This is a genomic window from Micromonospora maris AB-18-032 (assembly GCF_000204155.1).
GTDB lineage: Bacteria > Actinomycetota > Actinomycetes > Mycobacteriales > Micromonosporaceae > Micromonospora > Micromonospora gifhornensis.
The window spans coordinates 2,338,426-2,354,245 of the sequence record NC_015434.1; the positions used below are offsets into that span (position 1 = coordinate 2,338,426).

Here is a 15,820-nt window from a genome sequence, read left to right on the forward strand (position 1 = left end):
GGGTTGTTTTCTTCGGAGCCGATTACTCCACCGGTTGGTGGGGGTTGGTTGCCAGGCATGGCCTGGTCTCGCATACCGGATGTCACCTTGGGGTGGGGTTGCTGGTGTGGGGCTGTGGGTTGTGGGTTGGTTGTTTGTTGAGAATTGCACAGTGGACGCGAGCATCTTTGTGGTCAAGTTGTCAAGGGCGAACGGTGGATGCCTTGGCACCAGGAGCCGATGAAGGACGTGGGAGGCCGCGATAGGCCTGGGGGAGCTGTCAACCGAGCTGTGATCCCAGGGTGTCCGAATGGGGTAACCCGGCATCAGTCATGTGATGTCACCTGCACCTGAACTCATAGGGTGTGTGGAGGGAACGCGGGGAAGTGAAACATCTCAGTACCCGTAGGAAGAGAAAACAATTTAGTGATTCCGTGAGTAGTGGCGAGCGAAAGCGGATTGAGGCTAAACCGGTTGCGTGTGATACCTGTCAGGGGTTGCGTGGTCGGGGTTGTGGGACCCTGCTAAACGAGCTGACACTCGTTTGAGGAGTTATAAAACCAGTTGTTAGCTGAATGGTCTGGAAAGGCTGACCGTAGACGGTGATAGTCCGGTAGGTGAAAACAGCTGGTCTTCTGTGGGTGTTCCCGAGTAGCGGCGGACTCCTGAAATCTGCCGTGAATCTGCCAGGACCACCTGGTAAGCCTAAATACTTCCTGGTGACCGATAGCGGACGAGTACCGTGAGGGAATGGTGAAAAGTACCCCGGGAGGGGAGTGAAATAGTACCTGAAACCGTTCGCCTACAATCCGTCGGAGCCTTGCGGGGTGACGGCGTGCCTTTTGAAGAATGAGCCTGCGAGTTAGTGGCATGTGGCGAGGTTAACCCGTGTGGGGGAGCCGTAGCGAAAGCGAGTCTGAAGAGGGCGTTTGAGTCGCATGTTCTAGACCCGAAGCGGAGTGATCTAGCCATGGGCAGGCTGAAGCGTGGGTAAGACCGCGTGGAGGGCCGAACCCACCAACGTTGAAAAGTTGGGGGATGACCTGTGGTTAGGGGTGAAAGGCCAATCAAACTCCGTGATAGCTGGTTCTCCCCGAAATGCATTTAGGTGCAGCGTCGTGTGTTTCTTGCCGGAGGTAGAGCACTGGATGGTCTAGGGGGCCCACAAGCTTACCGAAATCAGCCAAACTCCGAATGCCGGTAAGTGAGAGCGCGGCAGTGAGACTGCGGGGGATAAGGCTTCGTAGTCGAGAGGGAAACAGCCCAGATCACCAGCTAAGGCCCCTAAGCGTGTGCTAAGTGGAAAAGGATGTGGGGTCGCATAGACAACCAGGAGGTTGGCTTAGAAGCAGCCACCCTTTAAAGAGTGCGTAATAGCTCACTGGTCAAGTGGTTCCGCGCCGACAATGTAGCGGGGCTCAAGCACACCGCCGAAGCTGTGGCATTCACGCGTGTACTTCGCGAGGTTCTTTGGAGCCTTGTGCAGGTGTGTGGATGGGTAGGGGAGCGTCGTGCCGGGGGTGAAGCAGCCGAGTGATCGAGTTGTGGACGCGGCACGAGTGAGAATGCAGGCATGAGTAGCGAAAGAAGGGTGAGAAACCCTTCCGCCGGATGACCAAGGGTTCCAGGGCCAGGTTAATCCGCCCTGGGTGAGTCGGGACCTAAGGCGAGGCCGAGAGGCGTAGTCGATGGACAACGGGTTGATATTCCCGTACCCGCGAAGGAGCGTCCCTGATGAACCTCGTTGTGCTAACCACCCAAACCAGTCAAGACCTTCGGGTTGAGGTTGGGGAGCGTGGGAACCTGGCGGGTAGTAGTCAAGCGATGGGGTGACGCAGGAAGGTAGCTGAGCCCGGCCGGTGGTTGTGCCGGGGTAAGCGTGTAGGCCGTGTCATAGGCAAATCCGTGGCACATGTAGGCTGAGACGTGATGCCGAGCCGATTCAGGTGAAGTCAGTGATCCTATGCTGCCGAGAAAAGCCTCTAGCGAGTTCTGAGCGGCCCGTACCCCAAACCGACACAGGTGGTCAGGTAGAGAATACCGAGGCGATCGGGCGAACTGTGGTTAAGGAACTCGGCAAATTGCCCCCGTAACTTAGGGAGAAGGGGGGCCGGAGACGTGAAGCCCCGCGCGGGTGGAGCGTTGTATGGCCGCAGAGAGCGAGGGGGAAGCGACTGTTTACTAAAAACACAGGTCCATGCGAAGAAGTAATTCGATGTATATGGACTGACGCCTGCCCGGTGCTGGAACGTTAAGGGGACCTGTTAGCTCTTCGGGGCGAAGCGGAGAACTTAAGCGCCAGTAAACGGCGGTGGTAACTATAACCATCCTAAGGTAGCGAAATTCCTTGTCGGGTAAGTTCCGACCTGCACGAATGGCGTAACGACTTCCCCACTGTCTCAACCACAGGCCCGGCGAAATTGCATTACGAGTAAAGATGCTCGTTACGCGCGGCAGGACGGAAAGACCCCGGGACCTTTACTATAGCTTGACATTGGTATCTGAGTTAGCTTGTGTAGGATAGGTGGGAGCCGGTGAAGTGCATACGCCAGTATGTGTGGAGGCAATCTTGAAATACCACTCTGGTTGATTCGGGTATCTAACTTCGGACCGTTATCCGGTTCAGGGACAGTGTCTGGTGGGTAGTTTAACTGGGGCGGTTGCCTCCTAAAAGGTAACGGAGGCGCCCAAAGGTTCCCTCAGCCTGGTTGGCAATCAGGTGTTGAGTGCAAGTACACAAGGGAGCTTGACTGTGAGACTGACGGGTCGAGCAGGGACGAAAGTCGGGACTAGTGATCCGGCACTTGCGTGTGGAAGCGGTGTCGCTCAACGGATAAAAGGTACCCCGGGGATAACAGGCTGATCTTCCCCAAGAGTCCATATCGACGGGATGGTTTGGCACCTCGATGTCGGCTCGTCGCATCCTGGGGCTGTAGCAGGTCCCAAGGGTTGGGCTGTTCGCCCATTAAAGCGGTACGCGAGCTGGGTTTAGAACGTCGTGAGACAGTTCGGTCCCTATCCGCCGTGCGCGTAGGATACTTGAGAAGGGCTGTCCCTAGTACGAGAGGACCGGGACGGACGAACCTCTGGTGTGCCAGTTGTCCCGCCAGGGGCACGGCTGGTTAGCTACGTTCGGAAGGGATAACCGCTGAAAGCATCTAAGCGGGAAGCCTGCTTCAAGATGAGGTATCCCACCACCTTCGGGTGGGTAAGGCCCCCAGCTAGACTACTGGGTTGATAGGCCGGAAATGTAAGCCCGGTAACGGGTTCAGTTGACCGGTACTAATAGGCCGAGGACTTGCTCACAAAGGTTCTGCTCGCGTCCACTGTGTAACTCACAACAAACAAACAAATACCCCGACAAGTTGTTGGTGTGGTGTTGTTTGATATGTTGATAGGGTTACGGCGGTTATGGCGGAAGGGAAACGCCCGGTTACATTCCGAACCCGGAAGCTAAGCCTTCCAGCGCCGATGGTACTGCACTCGGGAGGGTGTGGGAGAGTAGGACACCGCCGGACACACGTCACAGTCGAGGGCCACCCGGAATCGGGTCGGCCCTCGACTGCGTTGCGCCATGGAATGGCGCACTGAGGAAGGATGTACCTGTGAGTTCAGGAGCTCAGGGCGGAGACCGTCCCCGGAGCCAGGAGGGCCGGCCCGAGGGCCGTGACCGCGGCTTCCGCCGGGACGACCGCCCGTCGTACCGCGACGATCGTGACCGGGACCGTGGTTCCCGTGAGGGACGCGGTGACGGGGCTGACCGTTCCCGTTCCGGCGGTTTCCGCGAGGGTGACCGTCGTGAGGGTGGTTTCCGTCGTGACAGCGGCGAGCGTCCCGGTGGTTTCCGGGGCGGCGACCGCCGCGAGGGTGACCGCCGTGAAGGCGGCTTCCGTCGTGACAGCGGCGAGCGCTCCGGCGGTTTCCGCGGCGGAGACCGCCGCGAGGGTGGTTTCCAGGGCGGCGACCGTCGTGAGGGCGGGTTCCGTCGTGACAGCGGTGAGCGCTCCGGTGGTTTCCGGGGCGGCGACCGTCGTGAAGGCGGCTCCCGCGATGGCGAGCGCTCTGGTGGCTTCCGCGGCGGTGACCGTCGCGAGGGTGGCTTCCGTCCCGACAACAGGGAACGTTCTGGCGGCTTCCGCGAAGGCGGCGACCGTCGTGAGGGCGGCTTCCGCCGTGACAGCGGCGAGCGTCCCGGTGGTTTCCGGGGCGGTGACCGCCGTGAGGGTGGCTTCCGTGAGGGCGGTGACCGCCGTGAGGGCGGCTTCCGGCGCGACAGCGGTGAGCGTTCCGGCGGGTTCCGTGACGGCGGAGACCGTCGCGAGGGCGGCTTCCGCGGCGGTGACCGTCGTGAAGGTGGCTTCCGCCGTGACAGCGGCGAGCGTCCCGGTGGTTTCCGGGGCGGTGACCGCCGTGAGGGTGGCTTCCGTGAGGGCGGCGACCGTCGTGAGGGCGGCTTCCGCGGCGGGGATCGTCGCGAGGGTGGCTTCCGTCCCGACAACAGGGAACGTTCTGGCGGCTTCCGCGAAGGCGGGGATCGCCGTGAGGGCGGTTTCCGTCCCGACAGCGGCGAGCGTCCCGGTGGTTTCCGGGGCGGTGACCGTCGTGAGGGCGGGTTCCGCCGCGACGGCGGCGAGCGCTCCGGTGGTTTCCAGGGCGGAGACCGCCGGGAAGGCGGCTTCCGCGGCGGGGATCGCCGCGAGGGTGGCTTCCGCCGTGACAGCGGTGAGCGTCCCGGTGGTTTCCGGGGCGGCGACCGCCGGGAAGGCGGCTCCCGCGATGGCGAGCGCTCTGGTGGCTTCCGCGGCGGTGACCGTCGCGAGGGTGGCTTCCGTCCCGACAACAGGGAACGTTCTGGCGGCTTCCGCGAAGGCGGCGACCGTCGTGAGGGCGGCTTCCGCCGTGACAGCGGCGAGCGCTCCGGTGGTTTCCAGGGCGGAGACCGCCGGGAAGGCGGCTTCCGGCGCGACAGCGGTGAGCGTTCCGGCGGGTTCCGTGACGGCGGTGACCGTCGCGAGGGCGGCTTCCGCGGCGGTGACCGTCGTGAAGGTGGCTTCCGTGGCGGTGATCGCCGTGAGGGCGGGTTCCGTGATGGTGACCGCCGTGAGGGCGGGTTCCGGGGCGGTGACCGCCGTGAGGGTGGCTTCCGCGACGACAGGGGGCGCGGCGACGACGCGCGTGCTCGGCGGGACGGAGCGGAGCAGGCCGACGGTACGGCGGCCCCGACGCTGCCCGACGAGATCCTCGCGACCGACCTCGACAAGGACGTTCGCGCTGAGCTGCTCTCGATTGCCAAGCCGGTCGCGGAGACCGTAGCGCGTCACCTGGTGGCGACCGGACAGCTGATCGACGAGGACCCGGAGCAGGCGCTGGCGCATGCCCTGGCCGCGCGTCGCCTGGCATCGCGGATCTCCGCGGTCCGGGAGGCCGTCGGGCTGGCCGCGTACCACGCCGGCGAGTGGCAGACGGCGATCGCAGAGCTGCGGACGTACCACCGGATGAGTGGGTTGCAGAGTCACCTGGCGGTCATCGCGGACTGTGAGCGGGCCCTGGGCCGCCCCGAGCGGGCGATCGACCTGTTCCGCGGCGCCGACCAGGAGAAGCTCGACCGGGCCGTCGCGATCGAACTGCTGATCGTGGCCGCTGGTGCCCGAGGCGACCTCGGACAGCGGGACGCGGCCGTGGCCATGCTCCAGGTGCGTGAGCTGACCTCCGACACGGCGGAGCCGTGGACGGCGCGACTGCGGTACGCGTACGCCGATGCTCTGCTGGCCGTCGGACGGCGCGCGGAGGCCCGGGAGTGGTTCTCCCGTGCGGCGGAGGTCGACGCCGACGCCGAGACCGACGCGGCCGAGCGGCTGCTCGAACTCGACGGCGTGCTCATCGAGGGCGACGAAGAGGACGAGGCGGCCGAGGAACTGGTCGCCGGCCCGGGTGCGCCCGGAGCCGTCGAGGCCCAGCCGGACACCGACGTGTCCGGGGCCGCTGTCGCGTTCGCCGAACGCGCCGGTGACGATGACGATGACGATGACGACGACGACGAGGACGAGGACGAGGACGAGGACGAGGACGGCGCGACCGAGGACGTGACCGTCGCCGTCGCCCTCGAAGGCGAGCCCGGTGACGCTGTGAACGCGGGCGACGCGGTCGAGGACAGCCCGGTCGTCGAGGGCGACGCGGTCGAGGACGTGGCCGGGGAGGCTGCGGACGAGGAGCGGGACGCCGACGCGGTGGTGCCGCCGACGGTTACGCCCGTCGACGGTGCGGACCGGTCCGAGCAGGGTGGCTCGCCGGAGTCGGAGACGCAGCGGCGATGAACGGTGGCGGGGAACGGCTGGTCGACGGCTACGCCTTGGTGGTCTTCGACCTGGACGGCGTGATCTACCTGATCGACCGGCCGATCCCCGGCGCGGTCGAGGCCGTCGCGCGGCTGCATGATGAGGGCCGGGCGGTGGCGTACGCGACGAACAACGCGTCGCGTCGCGCGGCCGACGTCGCCGATCTGCTCACCGGAATGGGTGTGCAGGCCCGGCCGGACGAGGTGCTGACCAGCGCTGCGGCCGCCGCCCAACTGCTGGGTGAGCGGCTGCCCGCCGGGGCACCCGTGCTGGTGGTCGGTGCGGAGGCGTTGCGTTCCGAGGTCGCTGCGGTCGGGCTGAAGCCGGTGTCGCGGGCCGAGGACTCGCCGGTCGCGGTGATTCAGGGTTACGGTCCGCAGGTGGGTTGGGCCGACCTGGCCGAGGCGGCGGTGGCCGTGCGGCAGGGTGCGTCCTGGATCGCGACGAACACCGACCGGACGCTGCCCAGCGGTCGGGGACCGCTGCCCGGCAACGGTGCGCTGGTGGCCGCGTTGGCCACGGCGCTCGGTCGGCAGCCGGACGAGGTGGTGGGCAAGCCCGCACCGGAGTTGTTCGCCACCGCCGCGCGTCGCGCCGGTGAGGGGCGGACCCTGGTGGTCGGTGACCGGTTGGACACCGACATCGAGGGCGCCAACCGGGCCGGGTTGGACAGTCTGCTGGTCCTGACCGGTGTCAGTGACGTACCGGAGTTGCTTGCCGCGCCGTCGGACCGGCGTCCCACGTACGTCGGCTGGAATCTGGCCGGGCTCTTCGACCCGGCGGAGGTGGTGCGGGTGCCGGCGCCGGCGGGTGACGTCGGCGGCTGGCACGTGGTCACCGGCACCGACGGCTGGGAGTTGGCCGGTGCCGGGCGCCCCCTGGACGCGCTTGCGGCGCTCTGCGCGGTGGCCTGGTGGCATCGGCCGACCGGAGTGCCCCGGGCGGCGTCGGCGGAGGCGGCGCAGGCGTTGGACGCTCTCGGCCTGGCCTCCTGACCGCGCTCAGAGCAGCTTGCGGAGCTTCATCAGGTCGAACGGGTTCGCCTTGATCGACACCCGGCGGTTGGCCACCGCGCGGGTGACGTCGAGTTCGCCGCGAACCAGGGCGACCAGGTCGTCGCTTGTCGTACTCAAGGCGATCTTGGCCTTGGGGTCGTCGCCGTCGGCGAGGTCGATCAGCCGTCCGTCGCTGATCCGGCCGTGGAAGGCGGTCTCCAGGTCGGTGATCCGGCAGGCCAGGGTGCGATCCAGGTCGACCCGCTCACGGACGGTCTGCGCGTTGCTCTCCAGCCGGGCGGCCAGATCCTGCAACGCCTGCCGGCACTCGTCCACCGTGGCCACCATCGCCTCCTCGCCACACCACGTCATCCCCCGGGCACCGTACCGCACGGGGTGGTCCGGGTGGCCCGGTAGCGTGACACCTGCAGACCCGCCGGGTGGAAGGAATCAGGCATGCAGGACGCGTGGCGCGCCTACCTCGAACTGGCCATGGGCTTGACGGAGGCGCCTCGGAAGAAGGCGCAGGACGCGGTGCGTCGGGCGATGGGCTCGACCGGCGCGACCGCCGCTCAACTCCAGGCGCTCGCCGACGAACTCCGTGCGACCGGAGCGGCGAACCGGGAGTCGCTGACCAAGCTGGTGCGGTTCGAGGTCGAGCGGGCGCTCGGTGCAGTGGGGCTGGCCAGCGCCGACGAGGTGGCCGAGTTGGAGCGCCGGGTGCGGGAGTTGGAGCGCCGGCTGCGTACGGCCGGCGCGGCGGGCGGGCCGGCGACGTCCGGCGAGGCTTCGTCGGTGGGTACGCCCGCGACCGCTGCGGCTGCCCCGCCCAGCAAGGCCCTGGCCAAGCAGACCGTGGCGAAGAAGGCGGTCGCGAAGAAGGCGGTGGCCAAGAAGACGGTCGCCAAGAAGGCCGTGGCGAAGAAGGCCACTGGTGGTGGGTCCGCCTCGGCACGTCGGGCGGACGCGGACGGCGCGGCATGAGTGCGCCGGGGCCGCTGCCGGGGCCACGTCCGGGTCCGCCGCCACGTCGCTTCAGCGCGGAGGACACCGACGACGTCGAGCACCCGGCGGTGCAGGCCGCGGTCCAGGCGATGGCCAACGCCGCGGCCCTGGCCCCGGCCGACCAGATCGCGCAGTACGAGGCCGCGTACCAGACGTTGCGGGAAACGCTGGCCACCATCGATCAGGCCTGAGGAGACCGTCGGTCAATGGCACGTCGAAACCGGTTGGACGCCGAACTCGTCCGCCGTGGCCTGGCCCGTTCGCGGGAGCAGGCGGCCGCTCTGGTGGAGGCCGGTCGGGTCCAGTTGCGGGGGGTGCGGGCCCACAAGGCCGCCGCCATGGTCGATCCGGCCGATCCGCTGCTGGTCACCGGTGACGATCCCACCTCGGAGTACGTGTCCCGGGGTGGCCACAAACTGGCCGGGGCGCTCGCCGCGTTCAGTCCCGGCGGGTTGACCGTGGCCGGTCGGCGCTGCCTCGACGCGGGCGCGTCCACCGGGGGCTTCACCGACGTGCTGCTGCGCGCCGGTGCGGCCGAGGTGGTCGCGGTCGACGTCGGCTACGGGCAGCTCGCCTGGTCGCTGCGTAACGACGAGCGGGTACGGGTCTTCGAGCGCACAAACGTGCGGACGCTCACCACCGACGTGATCGGTGGGCCCGTCGAGTTGACCGTCGCCGATCTGTCGTTCATCTCGCTGCGGCTGGTGCTGCCGGCGCTGGCGGGCTGCACCGACGGGGACCTCGTCCTGATGGTCAAGCCGCAGTTCGAGGTGGGCAAGGAACGGGTGGGCGCGGGCGGGGTGGTGCGGGATCCGGCGCTGCGGGCCGAGGCGGTGCTCGATGTCGCGGCAGCGGCTGCCGGGCACCAGTTGGGTTTGGTGGACGTGGCGGCCAGCCCGCTGCCCGGGCCGAGCGGCAACGTCGAGTTCTTCGTATGGTTACGCCGGGGCGCGCCGCCGGCCGATCCGGAACGGGTCCGGGCGGTGGTCGCCGCCGGGCCGCAGGGTCCGACGATGTCCGGGGAGGTGCCGGGCGCGGCGACGGAGGAGGTCGCAGGGTGAGCGCGAACAGTGGGCGTCGAACGGCGTACCCGTACCGGCCGCTCGCCGGTCGGCGGGATGCTGCCGTGGCCGGAGGGTGGGGCCGGTGAGCCGGACCACTCTGCTGGTCACCCACACCGGTCGTCGCCGCAGCACCGAGCATGCCCGGGCGGTGGCCTGCGACCTGATCGCCGCCGGTTTCGAGGTGCGGGTGGTCGCCGAGGAGGCCGAGGATCTGGACCTGCCCGGGGTCATCCCGGTCAGCGGCCCGCAGGCCGCCGAAGGCGCGGAGATCGTCTTCGCGCTCGGTGGCGACGGCACGTTCCTGCGTGCGGCGGAGCTGGCCCGACCGGCGAAGGTGCCGCTGCTGGGCATCAACCTCGGCAAGGTCGGTTTCCTGGCCGAGGCGGAGATCGATGACCTGGACAGTGCGGTAAGTGACGTGGTCTCCCGCAGTTACACAGTCGACGAGCGGCTCACCGTCGACGTCACGGCCGAGTTCGACGGCGGGCCGACCATCGAGTCCTGGGCGCTGAACGAGATCAGCGTCGAGAAGGGCGAGCGGTCCCAGATGCTGGAGCTGATGGTCGATGTGGATGGGCGGCCGTTGTCGCGGTACGGCTGCGACGGCGTCGTCTGCGCCACTCCGACCGGCTCCACCGCGTACGCGTTCTCCGGTGGCGGGCCGGTGGTCTGGCCGGAGGTGGAGGCGCTGCTGCTGGTGCCGATCAGTGCGCATGCGCTGTTCAGCCGTCCGCTGGTCACCGCACCCACGTCGACCATCTCGATCACGGTTGATCCGTACACCACGCTCGCGGTGCTGTCCTGCGACGGTCGGCGCGTCTACGACGTGCCGCCGGGGGCGCGGATCACCGTGCGGCGCGGGGCGCTGCCGGTGCGGGTCGTGCGGCTGCGGGATCGGCCGTTCACCGATCGGCTGGTGGCCAAGTTCGACCTGCCGGTGCAGGGCTGGCGGGGCTCCCGTCGCTGACCGGGCCCGCTTCGTGAGGCCCCGGCGGTAATCGGACGGACGCCTGTCTGCCGGCCGGCGGTCCGCCTGGTGTCCACCTGGCGACGTGTCGCCGGTGTGGCGTGCCGCGACTGGTGACCGTGCGATGCGGCGCGTCGCAGACTCCGAGCACTTGAGGGCCTCCTGCTGGCGCAGCAGTGCCCTGCCGAGCGGGACGTCCGGCGCGAAGGGGGCGCAGCGCCGCGTCCGGTTCGGGGTCGGCCGGTAGGACCAGTCCTTGGGCGCGCAGGGCGTCGAGGTGGGTGATGATGTCGGTACGGGGGCGGTGCAGCCGTTCGGTCAGCTCGTCGATGTGGGTCGTGGTGAGCTGCACCAGGCAGCGGTAGAGCTCCTCCTCGGCCGGGGTCAGGCCGACCACCTCCAACATGGGGCTGAACTGTACGACGCTTGCGGTCGGGGCGCGCCGCGGCCCGCGCCGGCTGGTCAACTGTCGGGCACCGCGTCTACTGTCGGGTGCTGTGCTGGAAGAGCTGCGCATCACCGGACTGGGCGTCATCGAGGACACCACGCTGCCGTTGACCGGCGGGATGAACGTCATCACCGGCGAGACCGGTGCGGGCAAGACCATGGTGGTGACCGGCCTCGGTCTGCTCTTCGGTGGCCGGGCCGACGCGGGGCGGGTGCGCGCCCAGCCGGGTCGGGCGGTCGTGGAGGGGCGGTTGCGGCTGTCCGGGCGGTTCGCCGAGACGGTGCACGCGCGCATCAGTGACGCCGGTGGTGAGCCGGACGAGGACGGTGCGCTGCTGTTGAGCCGTACGGTCACCGTCGAGGGGCGGTCGCGGGCGTATCTGGGCGGGCGGGGCATGCCGGTGTCGATGCTCGGTGAGGTGGGCGAGCAGGTGGTGGCGGTGCACGGCCAGTCCGATCAGCTGCGGTTGTTGCGGCCGGCCGAGCAGCGTGCCGCGTTGGACCGGTTCGCCGGCCCGGAGCACGAGAAGTTGCTGGACGCGACGCGGGAGGCGTACACGCAGTGGCGGCGGGTGGTCGACGACCTGGCCGACCGGCGGCGTAACGCGCGGGAGCGTCATCAGGAGTCGGATCTGCTGCGGTTGGGTCTCGACGAGATCACCCGGGTCGATCCGCAGCCGGGTGAGGACGACGAGCTGAAGGCGGAGGTGCAGCGGCTGGAGCATGCCGAGGGTCTGCGCGCCGCGGCGCAGTTGGCGCACCAGTGCGTGGCCGGTGGTCTGGAGGCCACCGACGACACGCCGGACGCGTCGTCGCTGCTGGGCACCGCCCGGCGGACGTTGGAGGCGCAGGCCGGCACGGATCCGGTTCTCGGTGAGTTGGCGGCGCGGCTGGAGGAGGCGGCGACCCTGGTCGCCGACGTGTCGGTGGAACTGTCGACGTATCTGGCCGGTCTGGATGCCGATCCGGCCCGGTTGCAGGCCATCTACGAGCGTCGGGCGGCGTTGCGGGCGTTGACCCGCAAGTACGCCGACGACGTCGACGGGGTGATCGCCTGGGCGCAGCGGGCCGGTGCCCGGTTGTCGGAGCTGGACACCTCGGATGAGTTGCTCGACGAGTTGGATCGGGAGGCGTCGCGGCTGGCCGGTGAGGTGGCCGAGTTGGCCGGGCGGTTGTCGGTGTCCCGACAGGAGGCGGCGGCTCGTTTCGCCGATCAGGTCACCGCGGAGTTGGCCGGGTTGGCCATGCCGCACGCCCGGGTGGAGGTGGCGGTGCTGCCCCGACCGGCGGGTCGGGCCGAGCCCACGTTGCCGGTCAACGGGGTGGAGGTCGGTGTCGGGCCGGACGGTGGCGACGAGGTCGAGTTGCGGTTGCTGGCGCATCCGGGTGCGCCGTCGTTGCCGTTGCAGCGGGGTGCCTCCGGTGGTGAGCTGTCGCGGGTGATGTTGGCCATCGAGGTCGTCTTCGCCGGTTCCGGTGGCCCGCCCACGTTGGTGTTCGACGAGGTCGATGCGGGGGTCGGTGGTCAGGCTGCGGTGGAGATCGGGCGGCGGTTGGCCCGGTTGGCCCGCAGTCACCAGGTGTTGGTGGTGACCCATCTGCCGCAGGTGGCGGCGTTCGCTGACCGGCATCTGGTGGTGGCGAAGGACACCGGTGGTGCGGTGACCACCAGTGGGGTGCGGGTGGTGGAGGACACCGAGCGGGCGCGGGAGTTGGCCCGGATGTTGGCGGGTTTGCCGGACTCGGATCTGGGTATCGCTCACGCGGAGGAGTTGCTGGCCGTGGCGGCCCGGGAAAGGCGGTCGTGAGACCATCATTGTGAGCGGAGGCACACCGGCCTTCGCCGGTATGTGCTTCCCTGGGTAGGCGGCCCTGCTCAGGCATGTCGCGACGGATTCGCCTGCCTCACATGCCAGGATGGTCACGATGCGTCTACCCACGTTGCGCCGGGCCCGGAACGCGGAACCGGGACAGATCCTCGGCACCGCACGCCTGGACCGCCGGACGAAACGCCTGGTCGGGCGGCTCCGCCCGGGTGACATCGCGGTCATCGACCATGTCGACCTGGACCGGGTCGCCGCCGACTCGCTGGTCGCGGTCGGTGTCGGTGCGGTGCTCAACGCCAAGCCGTCGGTCTCCGGCCGGTACCCCAACCTCGGGCCGGAGGTGCTGGTCTCCAACGGCATCCCGCTGCTCGACGACCTGGGTGAGGGCATCTTCGAGCGGATCCGCGAGGGCGACACCGTGCGGATCGAGGGCAACACGGTCTTCCTGGGTGACGACCCGGTGGCGCACGGCAGCCTGCAGGACGCCGAGAGCGTGGCCAAGGCGATGACGGATGCCCGGGAGGGCCTGTCGGTGCAGTTGGAGGCGTTCGCCGCCAACACCATGGACTACCTTCGGCAGGAGCGTGACCTGCTGCTCGACGGTGTCGGCGTGCCGGACATCGTCACCGAGGTCCAGGGCCGGCACTGCCTGATCGTGGTCCGGGGTTACGACTACAAGGCCGACCTGGACGTGCTGCGCCCCTACATCCGGGAGTTCAAGCCGGTGCTCATCGGCGTCGACGGTGGCGCCGACGCGCTGGTCGAGGCCGGCTACACACCGGACATGATCATCGGTGACATGGACTCGGTCACCGACGACGTGCTGCGTTGCGGCGCCGAGGTGATCGTGCACGCCTACCCGGACGGGCGGGCGCCCGGCCTGTCCCGGGTCAACGGCTTGGGGGTGTCGGCGGTGACCTTCCCCGCCGCCGCCACCAGCGAGGACCTGGCCATGCTGCTGGCCGACGAGAAGGGCGCCTCGCTGATCGTGGCGGTCGGCACCCACGCCACCCTTGTCGAGTTCCTCGACAAGGGCCGCGGCGGCATGGCCTCGACGTTCCTCACCCGGCTCAAGGTCGGCGGGAAGCTGGTCGACGCCAAGGGCGTCAGCCGGCTCTACCGGCAGGGCATCTCCGGTTCCTCCCTGTTGCTGCTGGTGCTCTCGGCGGTCGCGGCCATGGCATCGGCGGTGGCCGTCTCCACCGTTGGTAAGGCGTACCTGGGTGTGGTCTCCGAGTGGTGGGACAATTTCGTGTTCCAGCTCGGCCAGCTCTTCTAGCCCCCGACCGATTCAAGAGGCTGCAAGCGTGATCAATTTTCGCTACCACGTGGTTTCCCTGACCGCGGTCTTCCTGGCACTGGCGATCGGCCTGGTGGTCGGCACCGCCGCGCTCAACGGCCCGGTGGCCGACTCGCTCAAGGAGCACGTCGACGCGCTGAGCAAGGCCAACCAGCAGATGCGTCAGACGGTCCAGAGCATGGAACGGGAGCTGGAGCTGGAGGAGCAGTTCGCCGCCGAGATGGCGCAGATCACGCTGCCGGGCAAGCTGACCGGCAAGCGGGTGCTGGTGCTGACCACGCCGACCGGCCGTGACCACGCCGAAGGTGTGATCAAGATGTTGCAGTTGGCGGGCGCCGACCTCACCGGGCGCATCGATCTGCAGGACAAGTTCATCAACCCGGAGAACAACAACAACCTGCTGGAGTTGGCGGTCACCGCGGCCCGGCCGACCGGGGCGCCGACGGCCAACCTGCCCGGCAACGGTCACGGGGTGGAGACCTCCAGCGCCCTGTTGGCCACCGTGCTGCTGGATCAGCCGGCCGGGTCGGAACCGGTCACCGAGGCCGACCGGCGGGCCGTGCTGGCCGCGTACAGCAACGCCAGCTATCTGAGCGCCGCCGACCGGATCACCACGGCGGCCGAGGCGGTGGTGGTGGTGAGTGGGCTGCCGTACGTGGACAAGGACTCCGCCAAGAAGGACGAATCGGTCGTCAAGATCGCCGAGCAGTTCGACCGGACCGGGGGCATCGTGGTGGCCGGCAACGGCTCCGCCAACGGCAACCTGGTGGCCTTCGTCCGCGGCGACGCCGTGCTCGCGCAGACCATCTCGACCATCGACAACGCCAACACCGTGCAGGGGCAACTGGTCACCACGCTGGCCCTGGTGCAGCAGCTCACCGAGCGCAAGGCCGGTCAGTACGGCGTGGGTGACAACGCCGCGTCGCTGCTGCCTAAACTGCCCCAGTGAGCGCCGGTGCACCCGGTGCACCGATTTCGACGATGTCCGCCGACTGGCAGGAGGGCCGTGTGAGCGTGCGGAGCGAGGCGGCGGCGTGACGATTGTGCGGGGACTGCTGGCGGCGGGCATCGGGGCGGCTGCCGCCCGGTACGCGCTGCGTCAGGTGCGGACCTCCCCGGCCGGGGCCGGGCTTGCGCGGACCAACTTCCGTGGCCGTACCGTCACCCTGGCGGCCGGGCCGGCGCTCGCGGCGGGCGCCAGCGGCGCGGCGGCGTGCGGGGCGGCGAGCGTGCCGGCCGGCGCGGCGACCCTGCTGGCCGGGCTCGGCGCCGGTGCCGTCGGCCTGTACGACGACGTGGTCGGCGCGCGGCCGGAACAGAAGGCGTACAAGGGCTTCGCGGGGCACCTCGCCGCGCTGCGGCAGGGCCGGGTCACCGCCGGCCTGGTCAAGATCGTCGGGGTGGGTGCGGCCGGTCTCGGTGCCGCGACGCTGCTCGCCGCCGACCAGGGCGTGGCCGGGCATCGGCGGCGAGCGCGGCAGGGCCCGCTGGGTCGCGGCGTCGACGTGCTGCTCGGCGCGGGTGTGATCGCCGGGACCGCGAACCTGCTCAACCTGCTCGACCTGCGGCCCGGGCGGGCGTTGAAGTCCGGCCTGCTGCTCGGCGCACCGTTGACCGCGGGCCGGCAGGGTGGGATCGCCGCCGGTGCGGTCGGTGCCGCCGCCGGGCTGCTCCCCGCCGACCTGGACGAGGACGTGATGCTCGGCGACAGCGGCGCCAACGCCCTCGGCGCGGTGCTCGGCGTGGCGTTGGCCGCCCGCACCGGCCCGGTCGGTCGGGCCGCCCTGCTCGCGGTGCTCGCCGGACTCACCGCCGCCAGCGAGAAGGTCAGTTTCACGAAGGTCATCGCGAGTACGCCGGGGCTGCGTGACCTCGACGCGCTGGGCCGCCGCCCCGACTGAC

12 protein-coding genes and 2 rRNA genes are annotated in these 15,820 nt (G+C 68.9%); 12 read left to right on the plus strand and 2 right to left on the minus strand.

The annotated features are described in order from the left end of the window. Positions 1–171: 171 nt before the first annotated feature. Positions 172–3,285, plus strand: a 23S ribosomal RNA gene (locus VAB18032_RS10755). Between the two features lie 95 nt (positions 3,286–3,380). Continuing rightward, positions 3,381–3,497: ribosomal RNA gene (gene rrf / locus VAB18032_RS10760) — 5S ribosomal RNA — on the plus strand. Positions 3,498–3,590: 93 nt separating this feature from the next. On the opposite strand, the gene VAB18032_RS32310 is transcribed toward rrf, so the two are convergent. Then, positions 3,591–5,354 (minus strand): hypothetical protein, encoded by a 1,764-nt coding sequence (locus tag VAB18032_RS32310; protein WP_013732845.1) that lies wholly within the window; start codon positions 5,352–5,354, stop codon positions 3,591–3,593. On the opposite strand from VAB18032_RS32310, the gene VAB18032_RS10770 reads away from it, so the two are divergent. Together VAB18032_RS10770 and VAB18032_RS10775 are read left to right on the plus strand one after the other, a co-directional pair. Next, positions 5,256–6,293, plus strand: coding sequence for a tetratricopeptide repeat protein (locus VAB18032_RS10770; protein WP_415877998.1), 1,038 nt, complete (start codon positions 5,256–5,258; stop codon positions 6,291–6,293). The two genes, VAB18032_RS32310 and VAB18032_RS10770, sit on opposite strands and share 99 nt — an antisense overlap. Continuing rightward, positions 6,290–7,309, plus strand: coding sequence for an HAD-IIA family hydrolase (locus VAB18032_RS10775; protein WP_013732847.1), 1,020 nt, complete (start codon positions 6,290–6,292; stop codon positions 7,307–7,309). The genes VAB18032_RS10770 and VAB18032_RS10775 overlap by 4 nt, the downstream gene beginning before the upstream one ends. Before the next feature lie 6 nt (positions 7,310–7,315). On the opposite strand, the gene VAB18032_RS10780 is transcribed toward VAB18032_RS10775, so the two are convergent. Then, complete coding sequence (locus tag VAB18032_RS10780; RefSeq protein WP_043723725.1) at positions 7,316–7,654, minus strand: SCP2 sterol-binding domain-containing protein; 339 nt, start codon at positions 7,652–7,654, stop codon at positions 7,316–7,318. A gap of 111 nt (positions 7,655–7,765) precedes the next feature. On the opposite strand from VAB18032_RS10780, the gene VAB18032_RS10785 reads away from it, so the two are divergent. From VAB18032_RS10785 to VAB18032_RS10820, 8 genes are all read left to right on the plus strand, one after another. Then, positions 7,766–8,293 (plus strand): hypothetical protein, encoded by a 528-nt coding sequence (locus tag VAB18032_RS10785; protein ID WP_013732849.1) that lies wholly within the window; start codon positions 7,766–7,768, stop codon positions 8,291–8,293. Beyond that, the gene (locus VAB18032_RS10790; RefSeq protein ID WP_013732850.1) at positions 8,290–8,505 is read left to right on the plus strand and encodes a hypothetical protein; all 216 of its coding nucleotides are present in this window, start codon (positions 8,290–8,292) and stop codon (positions 8,503–8,505) included. The genes VAB18032_RS10785 and VAB18032_RS10790 overlap by 4 nt, the downstream gene beginning before the upstream one ends. A 15-nt stretch (positions 8,506–8,520) precedes the next feature. Then, a complete protein-coding gene (locus VAB18032_RS10795) occupies positions 8,521–9,375 on the plus strand; it encodes a TlyA family RNA methyltransferase (RefSeq protein WP_013732851.1) in 855 nt (284 codons plus the stop codon). Between the two features lie 85 nt (positions 9,376–9,460). Then, positions 9,461–10,345, plus strand: a complete 885-nt coding sequence (locus VAB18032_RS10800) for an NAD kinase (protein WP_013732852.1) — start codon at positions 9,461–9,463, stop codon at positions 10,343–10,345. Positions 10,346–10,842: 497 nt separating this feature from the next. Next, positions 10,843–12,600 carry a DNA repair protein RecN gene (gene recN, locus VAB18032_RS10805; protein WP_013732853.1) on the plus strand — a complete coding sequence of 586 codons (1,758 nt, stop codon included), beginning with the start codon at positions 10,843–10,845 and terminating at the stop codon, positions 12,598–12,600. A 118-nt stretch (positions 12,601–12,718) separates the two neighbouring features. Further along, a complete protein-coding gene (gene steA / locus VAB18032_RS10810) occupies positions 12,719–13,897 on the plus strand; it encodes a putative cytokinetic ring protein SteA (RefSeq protein ID WP_013732854.1) in 1,179 nt (392 codons plus the stop codon). Positions 13,898–13,925: 28 nt separating this feature from the next. Beyond that, positions 13,926–14,867 carry a copper transporter gene (locus tag VAB18032_RS10815; RefSeq protein WP_013732855.1) on the plus strand — a complete coding sequence of 314 codons (942 nt, stop codon included), beginning with the start codon at positions 13,926–13,928 and terminating at the stop codon, positions 14,865–14,867. Positions 14,868–14,961: 94 nt separating this feature from the next. Then, positions 14,962–15,819, plus strand: coding sequence for a hypothetical protein (locus VAB18032_RS10820; protein WP_013732856.1), 858 nt, complete (start codon positions 14,962–14,964; stop codon positions 15,817–15,819). The last annotated feature ends 1 nt before the right edge of the window (position 15,820 follow it).